The 20364-nt window shown below is 73.1% G+C and carries 19 protein-coding genes; 8 read left to right on the top strand and 11 right to left on the bottom strand.

The features are described from left to right. Positions 1–29 precede the first annotated feature (29 nt). On the top strand, positions 30–1310 hold the full coding sequence (locus tag ACT3SP_RS06440; RefSeq protein WP_444586432.1) for an MFS transporter: 1281 nt from the start codon (positions 30–32) through the stop codon (positions 1308–1310). On the opposite strand, the gene ACT3SP_RS06435 is transcribed toward ACT3SP_RS06440, so the two are convergent. Beyond that, a complete protein-coding gene (locus ACT3SP_RS06435; protein WP_444586431.1) occupies positions 1262–2044 on the bottom strand; it encodes a helix-turn-helix domain-containing protein in 783 nt (260 codons plus the stop codon). The genes ACT3SP_RS06440 and ACT3SP_RS06435 overlap by 49 nt on opposite strands. 90 nt (positions 2045–2134) lie before the next feature. Here ACT3SP_RS06435 and ACT3SP_RS06430 point away from each other — a divergent pair, with 90 nt between their 5' ends. Continuing rightward, the gene (locus tag ACT3SP_RS06430; protein WP_444586430.1) at positions 2135–3481 is read left to right on the top strand and encodes an MFS transporter; all 1347 of its coding nucleotides are present in this window, start codon (positions 2135–2137) and stop codon (positions 3479–3481) included. A 37-nt stretch (positions 3482–3518) separates the two neighbouring features. Here ACT3SP_RS06430 and ACT3SP_RS06425 read toward each other — a convergent pair whose 3' ends face one another. Further along, the gene (locus ACT3SP_RS06425; RefSeq protein WP_444586429.1) at positions 3519–4427 is read right to left on the bottom strand and encodes a hypothetical protein; all 909 of its coding nucleotides are present in this window, start codon (positions 4425–4427) and stop codon (positions 3519–3521) included. Positions 4428–4484: 57 nt separating this feature from the next. Here ACT3SP_RS06425 and ACT3SP_RS06420 point away from each other — a divergent pair, with 57 nt between their 5' ends. From ACT3SP_RS06420 to ACT3SP_RS06405, 4 genes are all read left to right on the top strand, one after another. After that, a complete protein-coding gene (locus ACT3SP_RS06420) occupies positions 4485–6245 on the top strand; it encodes an FAD/NAD(P)-binding protein (RefSeq protein WP_444586428.1) in 1761 nt (586 codons plus the stop codon). A gap of 90 nt (positions 6246–6335) precedes the next feature. Beyond that, positions 6336–7445, top strand: a complete 1110-nt coding sequence (dapE, locus tag ACT3SP_RS06415) for a succinyl-diaminopimelate desuccinylase (RefSeq protein ID WP_444586427.1) — start codon at positions 6336–6338, stop codon at positions 7443–7445. 20 nt (positions 7446–7465) lie between these two features. Continuing rightward, on the top strand, positions 7466–8230 hold the full coding sequence (locus ACT3SP_RS06410; protein WP_444586426.1) for an LOG family protein: 765 nt from the start codon (positions 7466–7468) through the stop codon (positions 8228–8230). Positions 8231–8464: 234 nt separating this feature from the next. Further along, positions 8465–8632 (top strand): DUF3117 domain-containing protein, encoded by a 168-nt coding sequence (locus ACT3SP_RS06405; protein ID WP_010551467.1) that lies wholly within the window; start codon positions 8465–8467, stop codon positions 8630–8632. 91 nt (positions 8633–8723) lie between these two features. Here the strand turns inward: ACT3SP_RS06405 and ACT3SP_RS06400 are convergent, their stop codons facing one another. Continuing rightward, positions 8724–9377: an O-methyltransferase gene (locus tag ACT3SP_RS06400; RefSeq protein WP_444586425.1), complete on the bottom strand. Its 654-nt coding sequence runs from the start codon at positions 9375–9377 to the stop codon at positions 8724–8726. Positions 9378–9547: 170 nt separating this feature from the next. On the opposite strand from ACT3SP_RS06400, the gene tatB reads away from it, so the two are divergent. Further along, the gene (gene tatB, locus ACT3SP_RS06395) at positions 9548–9973 is read left to right on the top strand and encodes a Sec-independent protein translocase protein TatB (RefSeq protein ID WP_444586424.1); all 426 of its coding nucleotides are present in this window, start codon (positions 9548–9550) and stop codon (positions 9971–9973) included. Positions 9974–10013: 40 nt separating this feature from the next. On the opposite strand, the gene ACT3SP_RS06390 is transcribed toward tatB, so the two are convergent. Genes ACT3SP_RS06390 through ACT3SP_RS06375 form a run of 4 tightly spaced genes read right to left on the bottom strand, consistent with a single transcriptional unit; the run spans position 10014 to position 14744 of the window. After that, on the bottom strand, positions 10014–11159 hold the full coding sequence (locus tag ACT3SP_RS06390) for an Mrp/NBP35 family ATP-binding protein (RefSeq protein ID WP_444586423.1): 1146 nt from the start codon (positions 11157–11159) through the stop codon (positions 10014–10016). Next, a complete protein-coding gene (locus ACT3SP_RS06385; protein WP_444586422.1) occupies positions 11156–11806 on the bottom strand; it encodes a DUF1003 domain-containing protein in 651 nt (216 codons plus the stop codon). Before ACT3SP_RS06385 ends, ACT3SP_RS06390 begins: the two co-directional genes overlap by 4 nt. A gap of 2 nt (positions 11807–11808) precedes the next feature. Beyond that, entirely contained in the window at positions 11809–13182 is a 1374-nt protein-coding gene (locus tag ACT3SP_RS06380; protein WP_444586421.1) for a magnesium transporter MgtE N-terminal domain-containing protein, read from the bottom strand. After that, positions 13179–14744 carry an aminopeptidase P family protein gene (locus tag ACT3SP_RS06375; protein WP_444586420.1) on the bottom strand — a complete coding sequence of 522 codons (1566 nt, stop codon included), beginning with the start codon at positions 14742–14744 and terminating at the stop codon, positions 13179–13181. The genes ACT3SP_RS06380 and ACT3SP_RS06375 overlap by 4 nt, the downstream gene beginning before the upstream one ends. A 37-nt stretch (positions 14745–14781) precedes the next feature. Between ACT3SP_RS06375 and ACT3SP_RS06370 the strand changes: the two genes are divergently transcribed. After that, a complete protein-coding gene (locus tag ACT3SP_RS06370; RefSeq protein ID WP_444586419.1) occupies positions 14782–15666 on the top strand; it encodes a PHP domain-containing protein in 885 nt (294 codons plus the stop codon). Between the two features lie 57 nt (positions 15667–15723). Here the strand turns inward: ACT3SP_RS06370 and ACT3SP_RS06365 are convergent, their stop codons facing one another. The 4 genes from ACT3SP_RS06365 to ACT3SP_RS06350 all read right to left on the bottom strand — a co-directional run bounded on the left by ACT3SP_RS06365 (position 15724) and on the right by ACT3SP_RS06350 (position 20350). After that, positions 15724–17556, bottom strand: coding sequence for a DEAD/DEAH box helicase (locus ACT3SP_RS06365; protein WP_444586418.1), 1833 nt, complete (start codon positions 17554–17556; stop codon positions 15724–15726). A 96-nt stretch (positions 17557–17652) separates the two neighbouring features. Then, entirely contained in the window at positions 17653–19374 is a 1722-nt protein-coding gene (locus tag ACT3SP_RS06360; RefSeq protein ID WP_444586417.1) for a metallophosphoesterase family protein, read from the bottom strand. A 7-nt stretch (positions 19375–19381) separates the two neighbouring features. Then, the gene (locus tag ACT3SP_RS06355; protein ID WP_444586416.1) at positions 19382–19603 is read right to left on the bottom strand and encodes a DUF3107 domain-containing protein; all 222 of its coding nucleotides are present in this window, start codon (positions 19601–19603) and stop codon (positions 19382–19384) included. Between the two features lie 84 nt (positions 19604–19687). Next, positions 19688–20350 carry a TetR/AcrR family transcriptional regulator gene (locus tag ACT3SP_RS06350; RefSeq protein WP_444586415.1) on the bottom strand — a complete coding sequence of 221 codons (663 nt, stop codon included), beginning with the start codon at positions 20348–20350 and terminating at the stop codon, positions 19688–19690. Between the last annotated feature and the right edge of the window lie 14 nt (positions 20351–20364).

Genomic DNA, 20364 nt, shown 5'->3' with positions numbered 1-20364 from the left:
AGCACATCGGACCCGGCGGATCCCCTCCCATGACAGGTGCCCCCGCCCCGCCGCCACTGCGCCGCACGCCCGAGTACCTCAAGTGGTTGGCCGGCGATCTGTTGGCCGACATCGGCACCGGGATCGGCGCCTTCGCCTTCCCCCTGATCACCTTCCTGGTCACCGGCTCGCTCGGCTCCACCGGTCTGGTCGCCCTGGTCCAGGGGCTCGGCGCCCTGGTCGGGATGGTCCCGGGAGGCCTGCTCTCGGACCGCTTCGAGCGCCAGCGCCTGCGGCTGCTCGCCGGGACCACCGGTGCGCTGGTCCAGGTCGTGCTGATCCTGGTGCTGCTGGCCGGGTGGGGGAGCGTCGTCTCCCTCGCCGCCCTCGCCTTCGCGGACCGCCTGCGCGAGACGCTGCTGGGCAACGCCTCCAACGCCATGCTCAAGCAGATCGTGCCGCCCGCCCTGCTGCCGCGGGCGGTCTCGGTCAACCAGGGGCGCCAGGCCGCGGTCGAGATGTCCTCGGGGCCCGTCGGCGGCGCGCTGCTGGGGCTGTCGATCGTCTTCCCGCCGCTCGCCCACCTGCTGGGCAACCTGGGTTCCGTCCTCGCGACGCTGACGATGCGCGGGCGGTACCGCCCGCGGGCCGAGGGGGCGGCCCCCACCCGGGTGCGGGACGACCTGCGCGAGGCGCTCGCGTGGATGGTCTCGCAGCCGATCCGCCTGCAGATGCTCGCGCTCGCCTCCGCCGTGAACCTCGGCGCCAACGGACTCCTCTTCGCGGTGCTGCTGGGCCTGGCCGCCGACGGGGTGCCGGCCACCCGCATCGGGGTGCTGAACACCGTGCTCGCCGCCGCGATCCTGCTGGGTGCGTTCCTCGCCCCGCGCCTGGTGGACACGATCCCCACCGGTGCGCTCGCGATCTCCCCGGTGGCGCTGATGGCCCTGGTGGGGGTGTTCCTCTCCTTCGACCCGGGCATGCTCTGGATCGGGGCTGCCTACGCGGCGCTGGGCATCGGGCTGCCGGCGATCAACGCCTCCAGCCAGGGATTCTTCACCCACATCACGCCGGTCGCGATGCAGGGAAGGGTCAGCGCCCTGATGCGCCTGGTCTCCCTGGGGCTGATGCCGCTGGCACCGGCCGTGGCAGGGTGGGGGCTCGAGCTCGCTGGCCTGCGCGCCACCATGCTGGTCTTCGCAGGGGTGCTCGGGGCCGGGGTGCTGGTGGGGCTGCTGGGTCCGGACCTGCGCCGGGTGCCGACGGCACCGCAGTGGGAGCGCTACGCCCGCGAGGAGGGGCTCGCCGTGGAGGAGCCGTCCGAGGGCTGAGAACCGGGCGCCTCGCCTCCGTCCGTGGCGCCGTCACCGGATTCCCGCCGCTCGCGCGAGCGCTCCTGCTGCGGTGACAGCTCGCCGACGGCTGCCCAGAGCACCTTGAAGGTGTACGCCTCCTGATCGGACTCGGGATCGCCCGGCAGGTTCGCGCCCAGCTCGTCGCGATTGATCAGCTGGTACTCGTGCAGCGCTGCATTGATCGTCCGGTTCAGCTCGCGCATCTGCTCCTTCGACAGCCGCAGCGATGTCGCGAACAGGGAGCCGAGACCGTCCTCGGGGGCGATGTCGCGGGAGCGGTACCGCGCGATCTCGGCGTTCCACGCCGAGCGAATCCACTCGAACGCCGCGAGCGAGGTCGCTCCGGAGGCGTCGAGGTACTCGACGTCGGTCGCCTCCGGGTCGTTGTCCGGACCGCCGGTGCGGCGTCCGTGCTCGAAGGAGAGCTGCGTGAGCCGCCAGACGCGGTCACGCCGGTCCCGGGCCGCCTCGGGTGCTTCCTCGACGACCCCGCCGCGGGCCAGGATGCGCAGGTGGTAGCTCACCGAGTTCGCGGGGATCCCGAGGTCTGCGGCGACGTCGGCCGCCCGCGCCGTGCCCCGCCGTCCGACGCGTTCCATGATCTCCAGCCGCAGGGGGTGGGCCATGGCGCGCAGTTGATCGCGGGTCGCGAAGTCGTCCTTCCCGCTGTGCGTGGCCCCGGCGTCGCCGTCCTTCGTCCCGCTGCTCATCCCCGCAGTCTACGGAGGATCCGCGATCGGGCACCATCAAGTGCGCACGAAGCATTGCGCAACAGATGGTGCGGGACTAGTGTTCCCGATATGACGACCACCGCTCCCGCCGCACCGACGTTGCGCGCGAACCCCGAGTACCGCCGCTGGCTGGTGGGGGACCTGTGCCTCGACCTGGGCGCGGGCATCGGGATGTTCGCCTTCCCGCTGATCACCCTCCTGGTCACCGGGTCGCTCGGCGCGACCGGGATCGTGGGCCTGGTCCAGGGGCTCGGTCTGCTCATCGGGATCGTGCCCGGCGGACTGCTCGCCGACCGCTGCGAGCGCCGACGACTGCGCCTGCTCGCGGGCGCGACCGGCGTGCTCGTCCAGGCCCTGCTGATCGTGGTGCTGGCGCTGGGCTGGGGGAGCCTCGCCACGCTCGCCGCTCTCGCCTTCGCGGATCGTCTCCGCGGCGCCCTGCTGGGCGGCGCCTCGAACGCGATGCTCAAGCAGATCGTGCCTCCCGCCCTCCTGCCGCGCGCCTTCGCGGTGAACGAGGGGCGCGAGGCCGCGGTCGAGATGGGGTCGGGACCGCTCGGCGGCGCGCTGCTGGGGGTCTCGATCCTCTGCCCGCCGCTCGCCCAGCTGCTGGGGAACCTCGGTTCGCTGCTCGCGACGCTGACCATGCGCGGGCGCTACCGTCCACGCGCCGCCGATGCCGCCCCCACCCGGGTGCTGGAGGACCTGCGCGAGGCCGTCGTCTGGAGCCTCTCCCAGCGGATCCGCCGACAGGTGATGGGGGTCGCGCTCGCCGTGAACCTGGGGGCGAACGGGCTGATCCTCACGGTGCTGCTGGACCTCGCCTCGGAGGGGATCCCCGCCGCCCGCATCGGGATCCTCAACACCGTGCTCGCCGCCGCGATCCTGCTGGGGGCGATCGCGGCACCGCGCCTCGTCGACGCCGTGCCCACCGGGGTCCTCGCGATCGTCCCTGTGGTCGTCATGGCGGCGGTCGGCGTGGCCATCCCCTTCGCACCCGGCATGGTCTGGATCGGTGCCGCCTATGCCGTGATGGGACTCGGTCTCGCCCCGCTGAACGCCGCCACCCAAGGCTTCTTCATGCACATCACGCCGGTGGCGATGCAGGGCCGGGTCAGCTCGCTGATGGGCCTGGTGTCGATGGGACTGATGCCTCTCGCGCCGGCGCTCGCCGGCTGGGGCCTCGAGCTCGCCGGGCCGTTTCCCACGATGCTCCTGTTCTCCGTGATCACCGCCCTCGGCGCGCTGTGCGCCCTGGCGGGAGCGGACCTGCGCCGCGTGCCGGTCGCCGCCCGCTGGGAGAGCTACGCCCGCGCCGAGGGTCTCGCCGCAGTGGAGGACGCCGCAGTGGAGGACGGTGCGGTGGAGAGCGGCTCCAGGGAGGGGTCCGACGGGCCCGCGGAGCGCGTGAGCTGAGCGCGCGGCACCCCGGGTGGCGCACACCGCGGGCTGCTCACACCGCGGGCGGCGCCTCGACGTGCGGCGTCGGTCCGATCCACTCCGCCGCCCGGGCGCGGCGGACCATCCGCAGCTGTCGCCGCGAGCGCAGATAGACGGCGAGCACGGCCGCGACCAGGGCCGCCGCGCCGCCGCCCAGCACCCACGGCGCGTAGGGACCCATCCCGCTCTCGTCCCCCATCATCAGCGTGATCAGCAGGATCGCCGCTCCGGCCACGATCGCGAGCACCCCGGCGCCCACCAGCAGCGCCGGCCCGAGCGCGGCGACGATCACGGGCCCGGCCGACTCTCCCTGCAGCGGCCGCCGCAGCGGCAGGCCGCGACCGAGCTGGCCGGGCCGAGAGACGGCCCAGTCCAGCAGCGCCCGGTCCCTCCGACGCGTCGCGATCCTCCCGAGGACGGCCGCGACCAGCACAGCGGAGAGCATGACCGCCAGCAGCCACGGCGCCTGCTCGGGGACGCGGTCTGCGATGGCAGAGCCCTCGCCGCGCAGGCCCAGCACCACGGTCGCCACCAGGCAGCCGAGCGCCACCAGCAGCAGCCCGGTCTCCGCCGCGCGCAGAGGGACCTGCCGCGCCCTCCGCTCGGCGTCGGCGGCGGAGGCGGCCTCGTCGGCCACCGGGTCCGCACCCTCCTCGAGCACCACGCGGCGCTCGTCGGCCAGGCGCTGGGCGAACTCCTCGGGGTGGTGGCCCGCGCGCAGGCTCTGCGCGTAGCGGGCCCGCTGCGCCGCGGTCAGCCAGGCCGTCATCACCAGGGCGTCGGCCGAGGCGCGCTCCTCGGGCAGCAGGTCGGCGCTGACGATCGCCCGGATCCTGGCGGCCTGTCGTCCCGCGAGCAGACCCGTGGGCGTCGCGGGGTCGCTGGGCGGCAGGTGTCGGGGCGGCGGGGCGGGAGTCGACATGGCGACATGGTCCCAGACAGGGGCGGGGCAGCGGGGGACGAGCCCCATACTGGAGGGATGACCGCAGCCATCGATCCCGTCCGCACCGTCGCCGTCATCGGGGCGGGACCGCGGGGCACGGCCATCGTCGAGCGACTGGTCGCGGCCTCGAACTGCCCCGCTTGGCGCGGCGCCCTCACGGTGCACCTGATCGACCCGCTGGTCGGCCGCGGCGGTGCCGTCTGGCGTCACGATCAGCCCGAGGTGCTGCTCATGAACACCACCACGTGCCAGACCACCATGTACCCCGATGAGTCCTGCCACGCGGTGCTGCCCGCCCCGCACGCGCGGACTCTCGCCGACCACCTGGCGGGCGAGGGGCTGCGCCCCACCGACTTCGCGTCCCGCGCCGCGCACGGCCGCTACCTCGCCCATGTGCTCGAGATCGCCGAGGCCGACGCGGACCCCGAGCGGCTGCGGATCGTCCAGCACGCCGCCGAGGCGGTCGACGTCACCGGCGAGGCCGACGGTCCCCAGCGGGTGCGGCTCTCGGACGGACGCGTGCTGCGGGCGGACGCGGTCGCGCTCGCCCTCGGGCACCTGCCCACCGCGCTCGGCCCCCGCTCCCAGCAGCTGGCCGACGCCGCCGAGCGCCACGGCCTGGTCCATCTCGGCCCCGCCAGCCCGCTCGCGGTGGACTACGCGGCGCTGCTGGGGCGGGAGGCCGTGGCCGTGCAGGGGATGGGGCTGAACTTCTACGACGCCATCGGAATGCTCACCGAGGTCACGGGCGGCCGCTTCGAACGGGACGGCTCCGCCCCCTCGGGTCTGCGCTACGTGCCCGGGGGCGGGGAGCCCGTGCTGGTGGTCGGCTCCCGCTCCGGCATGGTCTACCGCCCCAAGCCCGACCTCGGCGAGCGGATGCCCGAGCCCTGGACCCCGCAGGTGCTCACCGGCGAGCGGGTGCTCGAGCTGGCGGTGCGCCCGGCCGGGGTGGACCACGAGCGCGACGTGATGGCGCTGATGCTCGCCGAGCTGCGTCTCGCGCTGCGCGGGGCCGGCCACGCCGAGCTCGCGGAGGACGAGGCGCTGCTGAGGATGCTGTTCCCCTTCGGGCGCCGCGGGGACCTGCTCGGGGACGGGCACCGCCGCACCCGGGACGTGCTGCGCGGCGCGCTGCGCGCGGCGGCCGAGCCGGACCCCGCCTGGGTGCTCATCTACCGGGTGCTGATCGCGCTGCGGATCCAGGTCAACCGTCTCACCGATCTCGGCGCCTACACCACCGAATCGGTGCGCCGCGACATCGACGGCCACCTCCGCAACGCCTTCGCCTCCTGGGCCTCGGGCCCGCCGGTGCTGCGGGCACGGCAGGTGCTCGCCCTCGAGGAGGCGGGACTGGTGCGGTTCACCGGACCGCACATGCACGTCGACATCGACGATGAGGCGCGGCGCTACGCGGTCCGCGGGGGCGAGGAGCCGGTCACCCTGTGCGACGGCGTGCTCGAGGCGCACCTGCCGCCGGTGGACCTGCCCGCCTACCGCAGCGCGCTGCTCGGCGCCTGGCGCGAGCGCGGTGAGGTGCAGAAGGACTCCTGGGCCTCCCGCGGCACCCGGCGACGGATGCTCACCGGCTCGATCGCGGTGGACGGTCTGTACGCGCCGGTGGGCGCCGACGACACCGTCTACGAGCGCCGGCTGCTGGTGGGCGTGCCCGTGAGCACCGCGCAGCCGGGCTCCTCGATCACGGCCGAGCCCGGCACCTCCCCGCAGCTGCTGCGCCACGCCGAGGCGGTCGCGCTGCGCCTGGCCCGGGCCGGAGGGGCGCTCGGCGAGGAGTGAGCACCGGCCCTCCGGCGCCCTTCCGACGCGCTGCCGCTCGGCTCCGTCCCCGGTGATCCTGCCGTGACCGGTCATGGCACGATGGCAGCCATGAGCAACCTGGCAGCGCCCGTCCTTGACCCCCACGCCGACATCGTCGACCTCACCGCCGCGATCGTCGACATCGACTCCGTCTCCGGGAACGAGAGGGCGCTCGCCGACGCGGTCGAGCAGGCGCTGCGCGAGCACGCCCCGCACCTGCAGGTGCTCCGCGACGGAGACACCGTCATCGCTCGCACCGACCGCGGGCTCGCACGCCGCGTCCTGCTCGCCGGGCACCTGGACACCGTGCCGCTGGCAGGGAACCTGCCCTCCGAGCGACGCACGCGGGAGGGACGCGAGGAGCTGTGGGGCCGCGGCACGGTGGACATGAAGGGCGGGGTGGCCGTCTTCCTCAAGCTCGCCGTCGAGGCCGACGCCGCCCCCACCGACCTCACCTGGATCTTCTACGACCACGAGGAGGTCGCCGCGGCCGACAACGCGCTGACCCGCATCGCCGCCGAGCGTCCCGAGCACCTCGAGGCGGACTTCGCCATCCTCGGCGAGCCCACCTCCGCCGGCGTCGAGGGCGGCTGCAAGGGCACCATGAAGCTCGAGGTCACCGCCCGCGGCGTCGCCGCCCACTCCGCCCGCGACTGGGTGGGGGACAACGCGATCCACCGTCTCGCCCCGGTGCTCGAGCGGCTCGACGCCTACCAGGCGCGCCGCGCCGTGATCGACGGCCTCGAGTTCCGCGAGTGCCTCAACGCGGTCGCGATCTCCGGCGGGATCGCCGGCAACGTCATCCCGGATCGGGCGAGCGCGATCATCAACTACCGCTTCGCTCCCGACACCACCGTCGAGCAGGCCGAGGCGCACGTGCGCGAGGTGCTCTCCGGCCTGGATCTCGAGATCGAGGTGACCGATGCCGCCGGCGGGGCGCTGCCCGGCCTGGACGCCGAGGCCGCCCGCGGCTTCCTCGCCGCGCTCGGCGAGGACGTGCCGGTAGCCGCCAAGCAGGGATGGACCGACGTCGCGCGCTTCTCGGCGCTCGGCACCCCCGCGGTGAACTTCGGGCCCGGCGACCCGCTGCTCGCCCACGCGGACGACGAGCACGTGCCGCTGGAGGACCTGCGCACGTCCCTCGAGGCGCTCCGGCGCTTCCTCGTTCCCGGCGCCTGAGCCGGCGCTACGCTCGGATCATGACTCCCGAGGAACGAGAACGATATCGCCGCGGACCGGTGACCCTGGCCGGCCGCCAGCGCCCCGGCCGCACCACCGATCAGCGCCTGCTCGAGGAGGACGCCCCGGGCGGCTGGAACCACTCCGACCCGTGGCGGGTGCTGCGCATCCAGGCCGAGTTCGTCGAGGGCTTCGAGGCCCTCGCGGACCTCGGCCCCGCGATCTCCATCTTCGGCTCGGCCCGCCTGGGGGAGCAGAGCCCCTACTACGCCGCCGCGGTCGAGATCGCCCGGGGCATCGTGGAGCTGGGCTACGCGGTCATCACCGGCGGCGGCCCGGGCATCATGGAGGCCGGCAACCGCGGGGCGAAGGAGGCCGGAGGCGTCTCCGTCGGGCTCGGCATCGAGCTCCCGCACGAACAGGGGATGAACAAGTATGTCGAGCTCGGCGTCGACTTCCGCTACTTCTTCGCCCGCAAGACGATGTTCGTGAAGTACTCCAGCGGCTTCGTGGTCATGCCCGGAGGGTTCGGCACCTTCGACGAGCTGTTCGAGGCGCTGTGCATGATGCAGACCCACAAGATCGACATGTTCCCCGTGGTGCTCGTGGGCCGGGACTACTGGCAGGGGCTGCTGGACTGGCTGAGCACCGCGGTGGTGGACGGCGGGATGGTCAATCCCCTGGACATCGAGCTGATGCGGGTGGTCGACACCGCCGACGAGGCTCTCGAGGTGCTGCGGGAGGCCGCCCGGACGGACCCGGTGCGGGAGGTCGCGACCCCATGACCGCGGTCACCCCGATCGTCCTGCTCCTGCTGCTGCTCGCACTGCTCGTCGCGGTGCTCATGGTGGGGGTCGCGCGGGGCCGGATCGGGGACGGGATCGACCTCCCGGCGAGGCCGCGACGGGCACGACGTGCGAGCAGGTCGCGAGACCTGAGATAATGGCCACCGCACGCGCACTGCCCGAGGCCCCGTCCGGGGGAGCCACGCAAGGGTCGTGACACATCAAGGAGGCACCATGGCTGCTATGAAGCCGCGCACCGGCGACGGTCCGCTCGAGGTCGTGGAAGAGGGACGCAGCATCATCATGCGGGTCCCGCTCGAGGGGGGCGGCCGCCTGGTCGTCGAGATCGCCGCGTCGGAAGCCGTGGAGCTGCGGGACGCCCTCGAGGGCGTCATCAAGTAGCACGCTGGACCCCGGACCTCAGCCCCGCACCGAACGGTGCGGGGCTGTCGTCGTCAGGGAGCCCGTCGGCCGAGCGAGGTCAGCGGCGCGGTCAGGGACGCAGCACGGCGGCGAGCACGCCGTCACCGCTGCCGGTGAGCGCCGGGACCAGGTCCTCGGCCTCCGAGACCGCCTTCAGCAGCGCGCGCACGGACTGCGTGGTCGCGTCGCGCGCCGTCGGGTCCGCGACCCGGTCGTGGAACAGGGCGTGGGGGATCACCAGCACCCCGCCCGGTCGCAGCAGCCGGCGGGCGTGCTCGAGCAGGTCCTCGGCGTGCTGGGCATGGGCGGGGAAGCTGACGAGGTCGTAGGCATGATCGGTGAGGCGGCCGACCACGTCGCGGGGCCTGCCCGCGATCGTCCGCACCCGCGGCGAGCGGATCCCGGCCTCGACGAAGGCCTCCCGGGCGGCGCGCTGGTTCTCGACCTCGGGGTCGATCGTGGTCAGCACCCCGTCGGGATGCATGCCCGAGAGCAGGTAGAGGGAGCCGACGCCGCTGCCGGTCCCGATCTCCACCGCCGAGCGCGCGTGCACCGCCGCGGCGAGCACCCTCATGAGCGCACCGGCACCCGGCAGCACCGGGGTCGCCCCCAGCTCGCTGCCGCGCTCCCGGGCGCGGGCGAGGACGCCGTCGTCGGAGAAGAGGATCGCCTCGTCGACGAACTCCTCACCATGGGCCCAGCCGGCCACTTTTCCCGACGACATCCGTGCATCCTCTCGTTCGTCCTCTGATCCGGCCGATCCTACGGCAGGGACCGCCCCTGTGAGCCGCACACCGCGCGCGATGCATCGATCACTGCGCGCGATGCAACGATCACCGCGCGCGATGCAATAATGACACCGCATCAGCGGACCTCGAGACGTACAGGTGGACAATGGGCGGCACCGGATTCATGGGCATCGGCGGCTGGGAGCTCGTCGTCCTGCTCATCGTGTTCCTGGTGATCGTGGGCCCGCAGCGGCTCCCGGAGGTCACCCGCCAGCTCGTGCAGTGGGTGCGCCAGGTGCGCCGCTGGGTCGAGGACTCCCGCACGACGGTCGAGGACGAGATGGGCATCGCCATCGAGGACCTCAGGAAGTACGACCCCCGTCAGTACGATCCGCGCCGCATCATCCGCGAGGCCTGGGGCGACACGGATCTCGAGGAGCTCCTGCCCAGCAAGGACGCGATGAGCGTCGCCGCCGGGGGTGCCGCGGCCGGCACCGCCGCGTCGAAGGGGGCGAAGGGCGCGAAGGGCTCCTCGCGGTCGACGAAGGACGAGGGCCCGAAGCGGGCGCCCTTCGACGACGAGGCCACCTGACGAGGCCACCTGACGAGGTCGCCTGAGGCGGCTCGCCCGCTCAACGCCGCGAGACGCTCAGCGGGAGCTTCATCCCCTCCAGGCCCCGGGGCCTGCGCACGAGCGCGCGGGCGACGCCCTTGAGCGCCATCGCGGTGGGGGAGTCCGGGGCGGAGACCACCAGCGGCACCCCCTGATCGGAGCCCTCGCGCAGCGCCGGGTCCAGACCGATCCGCCCCAGCACCGGCACGTCGTGGCCGACGGCGTCGGCCAGGGTCGCGGCCACCCGGTCCCCGCCGCCGGTGCCGAAGACGTCCATCACGGTCCCGTCGGGCAGGGTCAGCCCGGCCATGTTCTCGACCACCCCGGCGATCTCCTGCTCGGTCGAGGTGGACAGCGATCCCACCCGCTCGGCCACGGCGGAGGCGGACTGCTGCGGAGTGGTGACCACGACCATCTGCGCCCCGGGCAGCAGCTGGGCCACCGAGATCGCCACGTCGCCGGTGCCCGGCGGCAGGTCCAGCAGCAGCACGTCCAGGTCCCCCCAGAACACGTCCGAGGCGAACTGCTCGATCGCCCGGTGCATCTTGGGACCGCGCCACACCACCGCCTGCCCCTCGGGCACGAACATCCCGATGCTCATGACCGCCACACCGTGCGCCTCGGGCGGCATCAGCAGGTCGGAGACCTTGGTCGGCTTGTCGGTGATCCCGAACATCCCCGGCATCGAGAAGCCGTGGATGTCCGCGTCGATCACTCCGACGCGCAGTCCGTCGGCCGCCATCGCGGCGGCGAGGTTCGCGGTGACGGTGGACTTGCCCACGCCGCCCTTGCCCGAGGAGACGGCGAGGACGCGGGTGAGCGAGCCCGCCTGGTTGAAGGGGATCTGGCGGCGGCCCTGGCGGAGCCGGTCGGTGAGCTCACGGCGCTGCTGCTCGTTCATCGCGCTGGTGGAGACCTCGACCCGTGACAGGCCCGGGACGGTCGCGGCGGCCTCCGCGGTGTCGCGTTCGATGCGGTCCCGCATCGGGCATCCCTCGATGGTGAGCAGCACGGCGACGCGCGCAGTGCCCTCGGCGTCGACGGTCACCGAGTCGACCATGCCCAGCTCGGTGATGGGGCGGTGGATCTCGGGATCGATCACCCCCTCCAGCGCTTCGTGGATGCGGGCGACGCGGTCGTCATCGTTCTTCTCGGGAGTGCTCACCGGGGATCCTCCTCCTTCGACGTGATGGGGTCGCCGACGCCTCCGCGGCGGTCCAGCGCCGCCTCGACCTCCTCACGGAGGAGCATGCGCAGGGCATCGGCATCGGTGCGCAGGCCGTCGCCGGCGACGGCCTCGGGGGACGACCCGCCGGAGTCCCGGGCGGCGACGGGCCTGTCCTCGAGCTCCTCGAGCAGGTCCCGCAGCTCGCCGCGGACAAAATCGCGGGTCGAGACGTCGTTCAGGGCCAGGCGCAGCGAGGCGATCTCGCGCGTGATGAAGTCGGTGGTGGCATGGTTGCGCTCGTTGGACTGGCGGTCCTGCTCCGCCTGCACCCGGTCGCGGTCGTCCTGCCGGTTCTGCGCGAGCAGCAGCAGCGGCGCGGCGTAGGAGGCCTGGAGCGAGAGGATCAGCGTGAGCAGCGTGAAGTTCAGCGCCCGGGGGTCGAACTGCGCCGATTCCGGCATCAGCGAGTTCCAGGTCAGCCACACGGCGCAGAAGATGGTCATCCCGACCAGGAAGGCCGGGGTGCCCATCATCCGGGCGAAGCCCTCCGCGGCCCGGCCGAAGGCGTCCCCGCGCAGGGGGTTGCGCAGCTGGCGCCGTCGCGGCGCGGGATCGTCGAGCGGGGCGGGGATGTGCTCGGCCATGCTCACGCTCCCTTCGTGCCGTCCGCGGCGGTCCCGGGCTCCGCAGTGCTCTCGCCGTCCTCGGCGTCACGGGCGGTGGCCCGGGCGATCTCGGAGAGGTCGATCTGCCCGGTGACGGGCTGCGGCTCGTCCTGCTCGCGCCAGTCGTCGGGCAGCACGTGGTCGAGCACGTCGTCCACGGTCACCGCGCCGAGCAGCCGCCCGTCGTCGTCGATCACCGGGATCGAGACGAGGTTGTAGGTGGCCATCTCGCGGGTCACGGTGGACAGCGGTGCGACCGGCTCGACGGCCACCTTGTCCTGGTCGATGATCTCGCCGACGGGCCGGTCGGGCCGCTCGCGCAGCAGCTGCTGGAAGTGGACGATGCCCAGCAGCCTCCCGGTGGGGGTCTCGAGCGGGGAGCGGCACACGTGCACCGTCGAGGCCAGCGCCGCGTGGATCACCTCGCGGCTGATCATCGCCAGGCAGTGCGCCACGGAGGTCTCCGGTGCCACGATCAGCGGCTCCGTGGTCATCATGCCGCCGGCGGTGTACTCGTCGTAGGCGAGCAGGCGGCGCACGTCCTCCGCCTCCTCGGGCTCCATGAGGTTCAGCAGATGGGCGGCGACGGACTCGGGCAGCTCCTGGACCAGGTCGGCGGCGTCGTCGGGATCCATCGCGTCGAGGATGTCCGCGGCGCGGGTGGCGTCCAGCCCGGTGACCACCTCGACCCGGATGTCCTCGGGCAGCTCTTCGAGGACGTCCGCGAGGCGTTCGTCGGCCAGCTCGCCGGCCAGCTCGATGCGGCGCTTGGGCTCCAGCTCCTGGATGATCTCGGCGAGGTCGGCGGGGTTGAGGTCCTGGTAGGAGGCCGCCAGCAGATGCGCGGACTGCTCCGCCTGGGATCCGTAGAGCCCCGAGGCCTCGGACAGCTCCACGGTGAGGGTCTCGCCGCGGGAGACCAGCCGGCTGAGCGAGCTGCCCTTGCGCCGACGGCGCAGGTACAGCCGGGAGACCTCCCAGTCGTGGTGACGGTTCTCGTCCAGCGCGATGTCCAGCACGGTCGCCTCGCCGGTGCCGTCGTTGAGCGTCACGGCGCGATCCAGCAGATCGGCGATCACGAGCAGCTCGCCGGTGCGCTTCTCGAAGCGCCGCACGTTGAGCACCCCCGTGGAGATCACCTGACCGGGGGAGATCGAGGTGACGCGCGTGATCGGGAGGAAGACCCGTCGCTTCCCACCGACCTCGACCACCATGCCCACGGCGCGGGCGCTGGTGCGGGACTGCGGCACCACCACCACGTCGCGGACGGTCGCGACCTTGTCCCCGATGGGGTCGAAGACGGAGGTGCCGGCGAGCCGGGCCGCGAAGAAGCGCTGCTGCGCGGAGGTGCTCACTGCCGCAGTCCCGCGATCCAGCGCTCGACGTCGTCCGCACGGCGGGGCGCGGCGGCCGAGAGGTTCTCGACGCCGTCGGCGGTCACCAGGACGTCGTCCTCGATGCGCACGCCGATGCCGCGCAGCTCCTCGGGCACCAGCAGGTCGTTCTCCTTGAAGTACAGGCCGGGCTCGATGGTGAAGACCATCCCGGGGACCAGCTCCGCGTCGAGGTACATCTCGCGGCGCGCCTGCGCACAGTCGTGGACGTCCATCCCCAGGTGGTGGCTGGTGCCGTGCGGCATCCAGCGCCGGTGCCACTGCCCCTCGGCGGAGAGGGACTTCGCGGCGGTGCCGGGCAGCAGGTCCCAGTCCTCCAGGGTGCGGGCCAGGACCTCCATCGCCGCGGTGTGCAGCTCGCGGAACCGCAGCCCCGGCCGGGCCACCGCGAAGGCGGCGTCGGCCGCGGCGAGCACGGCCTCGTAGACCCTGCGCTGGGTGGGGGAGAAGGTGCCGGAGACCGGCAGGGTGCGGGTGACGTCCGCGGTGTACAGGGAGTCGACCTCGACCCCGGCGTCGATCAGCACCAGCTCGTCGCCCCTGACCGTCCCGTCGTTGCGGGTCCAGTGCAGGGTGCAGGCGTGGTCGCCCGCGGCGGCGATGGTGTCGTAGCCGACGCCGTTGCCGTCCGCCCGCGCGGTGGCGGCGAAGACCCCCTCGATCACGCGCTCCCCGCGAGGATGGCCGACGGTGCGCGGCAGATGCCGGATGACGTCCTCGAAGCCGCGCAGGGTCGCGTCGACCGCCTCGCGCATCTGACGGATCTCGTACTCGTCCTTGACCAGCCGCTGCTCGCTCGCGGCCTCCTTCAGGGCGGCCTGCTCCGACGCGGCGTCGTCACCCCCGGGAAGTCCGTTCTGCTCACGGATCTCGCTCACCATGGACTCGACCGCGGCGTCCACGCCCGGCATCACGGTCAGCGAGAGATGGGCGCCGACGTCCTTGGCGAGGTGGTCGCGCAGCTCGTCGATGTGGCGCACCTCGACGCCCAGGCGCTGGGCGGCCTCGGCGACGGTCGGGCGACGGCCCACCCACATCTCCCCGTAGCGGGCATCGGCGTAGAACTCGCTGGTGTCGAAGCCGGCGCGGGGGCGGAAGAAGTAGGTGGCCTCGGAGAGAGTCGGGTCCTCCGCGGAGGGCTCGACCACCAGGACGCTGTCGGGCTCCTCATCGGTGCCCAGGCCCGCGTAGTACGCGAAGGCGGTGTCCGGGCGGAAGGGATAGTCGGTGTCGTTCGAGCGCACCTTGAGCACCCCGGCGGGCAGCACCAGTCGGGCACCGGGCAGGCGTCGCACCAGCGCGTCACGGCGTGCGGGCGTGAAGTCCGCGGCCTCGCGACGCTCCGCGTCGGGGACGGTCTCGTCCCAGCCGGAGGAGATGAACTCGCGGAAGGCCTCGTTGCTGGGGCGCTGCGAGCGGGAATCGCCGCGAGAGGCGAGGTCCTCGATGCGCTCGCCGTCCGCCGGACGGGCCGTCGCCGTGTTCTTCTCTGCGCTGGTGCTCTCTGCGTTCTGGGTGCTCACCCCACGATGTTCTCACGGCTCGGTCTACCCTGGGCCCATGAGTGAGTGGTCAGACTCCGACGGCACGCAGCGCATCGACCTGCACTCGCACAGCGCGTGGTCCGACGGCACCACGGGGGTCGGGGAGCTGTTCTCCCAGGCGCGGTCGGCGGGTCTGGACGTGCTGGCGCTGACCGACCACGACACCGTGGCGGGCTGGCCTGAGCTGCCCGCCGCGGTGGCCGCCAGCGGCGTGGCCGCGGTGCCCGGGATCGAGGTCTCCAGCGAGGAGGGCACGCGCAGCGTCCACATCCTCGCCCTGCTGGTGGATCCCTCCCCCGGAACCGATCTCGCCACCGAGATGGCCCGGGCCCGCTCGTCGCGGGTGCGGCGCGCACGGCGCATGGTCGAGCTGATCTCGGCGGACCACCCGATCGCGTGGGAGGACGTGGAGGCGCAGGTCGCCGGGGACACCACCGTGATCGGCCGCCCGCACATCGCCGATGCGCTCGTGGCCGCCGGCGTGGTCCGGGACCGCTCCGCCGCCTTCGACGAGGTGCTGCGCCCCTCGGGTCCCTACTACGTGCCCTACGACGCCCCCTCGCCCTGCACCGCGGTGCGCGCGATACGGGACGCCGGCGGGGTCTCGGTCCTGGCCCATCCCGGATCGGTGACCCGGGACGACGACCTGCCGCTCGCGCTGATCGAGGAGCTGGTGGCGGCGGGCCTCGACGGGATCGAGGCGGACCACCGCGAGCACGACGCGGCCGAGAGCGCTCGGCTGCGGGACTTCGCACGCCGCCACGACCTGCTGATCACCGGCGGCAGCGACTTCCACGGCACCGGCAAGCCGAACCTGCTGGGGGAGAACCTGACCGCTCCGGAGGTGCTCGCACGGATCCAGGAGCGCGCCTCCGGGGGCACCGGGGTCATCCGCCCCTGACGGCGCCCGGCGTCGGATCCACGGCGTCGGATCCCCGCCGTCGTGGTGCGCTGCGGCTCAGCTCTCCTGGCCGCCCTGCGGTGCTGCACCCTGCTCGCCACCGCGCCCGCGGCCCCGACCGCCGCGGGAGCGCCGACGGCGCGAGGACGAGGAGCGGGAGCCCTCGTCCGGGCGCCCGGCATCGTCCCCGCCTGCCCCGGCATCGCGCTCGGCGGACGCCCGGTCCTCGCTGACGACCTCGCCGTGGACCCGGCGGGTGCGCGAGCGGGAGCGCGTGCGGCGCGGGGCCTCGGACGAGGACCCACCGCCGCGCGACGGCTCGACGTCGTTCGACGGTGCGCCGTCGTCGGCGGGTGCGCCCTCGGACGGGCGCTCCTGGTCGGCTGGTCGTGCGGGGCGCTCGCTGCGCTCCCCGCGTCCTCGGCGTCCGTCGCGTCCGCCGCGCCCATCGTCGCGTCCGCCGCGGCCGCCGTTGCGTCCGCCGCGTCCCTCACGGTCTCCGCCGCGCTCGCCGCGACCGCCGCGCGAGTCGGGACCGCCGAGGTCCTCGATCTGCTCCGCGTCCAGGCCCTCACGGGTGCGCGACCTCTTGGGCAGCGTGCCCTTCGCCTCGGTGGGGATGTCGAGCTCGGCGAACAGGTGCTCCGAGGTGGAGTAGGTCTCCACCGCCTCGGTGGACTCCAGGCCCAGCTGGCGCGCGATGAGCGCCCACCGCGCGAGGTCCTCCCAGTCCACGAACGTGATCGCGGTGCCCTTCTTGCCCGCGCGGCCGGTGCGGCCCGTGCGGTGGAGGTAGGTCTTGTCATCGTCCGGGCAGTTCCAGTTCACGACGTGGGTCACGTCGGTGACGTCGATGCCGCGGGCGGCGACATCGGTCGCCACCAGCACGTCGATCTTCCCGTTGCGGAAGGCGCGCAGCGCCTGCTCACGAGCTCCCTGGCCGAGGTCGCCGTGCAGCGGCGCGGCCGCGAAGCCGCGATCGGCCAGGTCTCCGGCCACCCGGTCCGCCTGGCGCTTGGTGCGCATGAAGATGATCGTCAGACCGCGGCCGCGGGCCTGCAGCACACGGGCCATCACCTCGATCTTGTCGAGCTGGTGCGCGCGATAGACGACCTGCTTGATGTCCGCCTTGGTGCGGGACTCGTCGCCCGGGTCGTGCGCCCGGATATGGGTGGGCTGCTTCATGAAACGTCGGGCCAGCGCCATGATCGGGCCGGGCATCGTCGCCGAGAAGAGCATCGTCTGCCGGTTCTCCGGCACCGCCTGCAGCAGCTTCTCGATGTCCTCGAGGAAGCCCAGGTCGAGCATCTCGTCGGCCTCGTCGAGCACGGCGGTGCGCACCTGGGACAGGTCCAGGTACTTCTGGCGCATCAGGTCGATGAGACGGCCCGGGGTGCCGACGACGACCTCGACGCCCTTCTCGAGAGCCTCGATCTGCGGCTCGTAGGCGCGGCCGCCGTAGACGGTGAGGATCCGGATCGGGCGCTTCGCCGAGGCGGTCTCGAGGTCGTGGGCGACCTGCACCGCGAGCTCACGGGTGGGCAGCACCACGAGGGCCTGCGGCTTCCCGATCGGGCGGTCCTTGGGATTCGGCTCGCCCGGCGCGACGGAGTTCTGCAGCAGCGGGATGCCGAAGCCGAGCGTCTTGCCGGTGCCGGTCTTGGCCTGGCCGATGATGTCGCGGCCGCGCAGCGCGACCGGGAGGGTCAGCGACTGGATGGGGAAGGGGGTGGTGATGCCCTTCGCGGAGAGCGCGGCCACGATGTCCGGGCGGACGTCGAAGTCGGCGAAGGTCTGGCCCTGATCGGGCGGGGTGGCGTTGCCGGAGCTCTGCTCGACGGCGGGGGAGGCCGACACGGCCTCATCGGTGTGCGGGATGGTTTCAGGCACCGTTCAACTCTCTGGTCATGGATGTGCACCTTCATGGTAGCCCCCTGGCCCGAACCGGGGCTCTGCGCCGGGGGAGAGGCTCGCGCCCGGCCGTGCTCAGCCCTCGCCCGCGTCGCTGACCTCGGGGATCGGGCTGGCTGGATCGGTGGGGGTGACGCGATCCTCGTCCGGCAGGCCCTCGCCCGGCTCGACCTCCTGCTCGGGCGGGATCGTGCCCTCGGGGGTCTCGGCGCCCTCGGGCACCTCGAGCTCCGGCACCTCCTCCGGCATCTGCGAGCGATGGATCGAGACCGAGACCAGTCCCAGTCCGCCCATCACGATGTCGTCGAAGGCGACCAGGCGCCGGGTCTCCTGGTCGAAGTAGAGCATCCGGGCGGTGAGGTCCAGGGGGCTCTCGCCCTGGAGAACCGGCGCGACCCCGCCCGAGGCGAGCGCCCCGCCGGTCGAGCCGACGGTGAGCCAGTCGGTGCCGGACCCCTCGCGGTCCAGCTCGACGTCCGAGGTGTGCATGTGCCCGGACAGCACCAGCGGTGCCCGTCCCAGCAGCCCCTCGGGCTTCGTCGGATCGTGGATCAGCGCGAGGTCCACCGGCTCGTCGGGATGCTCGGCGTCGTAGCTCTCGATCGTGTCGCCCAGCTGGAAGGCACTGGCGATCACGGCCTCGTCGCCCTCGCGCCAGCCGCCCGCGTCGGAGTCGTCGTCGGCCGCGAAGCGGGGATCGCCGATGCCGGCGATCCGCAGACCCGCCACCTCGACCACCTCGTTGTCGACCACGGTCGCGTTCGGCTGGGCTTCGATGGTGGCGGCGGCCGCGGCGCCGTCGTGGTTGCCGCTGACGTACACGTAGGGCATCCCGAGAGTGCCCACACGGTGCAGCAGCTCGTTCTCGAGCGGGGTGCCCCAGGAGACGATGTCGCCGGTGTCGATGACCACGTCGATCGCGAACTGCGTGTGCAGCTGCTCGATGACGTCGTAGGCCTGCGGGTTGTCGTGGATGTCGGAGACGTGCAGGACCGTGATCAGGTTCTCCTGGTCCAGCCCCACCGGCAGCGAGTCCGCGGCGATGTACAGCGCGGAGACCTGCCCCACGAACTCGGCGAGCGTGTCGCGGTAGTTCTGGTAATCGATCGCCGTGCCCTGCCCGAGGTCCGCGATGTACGCGGCCTGGGACAGCAGTCCCTCGAACTTCGGCTGGTTCAGCGAGTCGGCGGAGAAGGTCAGCGAGGTCGCGGCCACAGAGGCGCCCACCATGGCGACGGCGCTGCCCCCGGCGACGACCGCGCGGCGCACCCTGCGGAAGGTCAGGCCGACGGCGAGGCCGGCCCCGGCGGCGGCGAACAGGGCGTTCAGGGCGGCGTTGGTGGCGGCGGCGCCGGTGATGGCCTCGGGGGCGGACCTCTGCAGCTCGGCGAAGCCGGAGTCGGCGTAGAACAGCGCCTCGGCCTTCTCGACGTCGACGGACGTGACGCGGGCCTCGATCCGCACCGGGCCGGTGTGGGTGTCGAAGGCCACCTGACCGACCGGCGGCAGCAGGAGCACCGTCTCCGAGGTCAGCGAGGGACGCAGGTGGACGCTCGCGGTGAGCGGGCCCACCTCCACCTTGGTGTCCGGCACCAGCAGCAGCCCGACGATCGCGCCGAGCACCGCCACCACCACGGTGGTGGTCACGTGCAGGATGCGAGCGCGTCGCCGCCGCCGGAACCGACGCCGGGCCGCGGCGTCCATGGCGTCCGCATCGGCCGGGGCCGGGTTCGGGGCCGGGGTCGAGGAGCCGGTGCCCTCCGCCGTGCCGCGGCCGTTGTCCTCCGCCGGGGCCACGGGAGGCTCAGCCGAGGAAGCCGACGCGCCGGGGCTCCTCGGTGGAGACCTCGGCGTAGGCGACCTTCGCACCGGGGATCAGCACGGTGCGGCCCTTGTCGTCGACCAGGGTGACCGGGGTGCCGTCGGCGACGGCGCCGCTGAGCCGCTCCAGCAGGGAGTCGGCCTTCTCCTCGGACTCGATCACGATCTCGCGAGGCGAGTGCTGGATGCCGATACGGATCTCCATGGCCTGACCTTTTCTCCGCCGCGAGGGCGGGGACGTTCTCCCCGCCGAGCGGCCGGGGAGGCTCGATGCTGTGCTCCCGGGAGTCTACGCGCCGGAGGAGGTCGAGGAGTCCCCGTCCGCTCCCAGCACAGCCCCGGGGATCCGCGGGTTCGGCAGCGGTGCGAATCCCGTCAGCCCGTGCACCACGGCGGTGGTCATCGTGTCCAGGATCGCCTCCCGCTCCTGCTCGTCCTCGGCGCCGTGCAGGAGCTGCGCGGTGGTCTGGGTGACCGCGATGATCCCGCGGCCCAGCACGCGCGACTGCTCCGCGCCGATGCGGCGGGTGGCCGTGAGCACCCCGGCCAGCTCGACCGCCATCCGGTCCAGCACCGACTCCACGCGCTGCTGGACCACCTCGGAGATCACCTCGTGACCGGTGAACAGGCGCAGCGAGTTCTCCAGCGCGACGAACTCGTAGAAGCGGTGCATCCCGTCCCGCACCCGGGCCACGGTCCCCCCGCCGTGGTCGCCGATCGCCCGGACCTCCTGGATCATCGTCTCGGCGATGATGTCGAGCACCTCGACATAGAGGGTCTCCTTGGAGTCGAAGTGCTGATAGAGGACGGGTTTGGTGACTCCGGCGGCGGCGGCGATGTCGTCCATCGACGTGGCCTGGAAGCCCTTCTCGGTGAACTCCCGGGTGGCGAGCTCGAGCAGCTGCGAGCGGCGCTGGGCGCGGGGCATGCGGGCCGTGGGGGACGTGGGCATGGGATCGGCCTCCG

The organism is Brachybacterium sp. AOP43-C2-M15, assembly GCF_052446295.1.
In the GTDB taxonomy this organism is placed as follows: domain Bacteria; phylum Actinomycetota; class Actinomycetes; order Actinomycetales; family Dermabacteraceae; genus Brachybacterium.
Note: the sequence above shows the minus strand (reverse complement) of the source record. Positions and strands in the feature narration are given on the sequence as shown.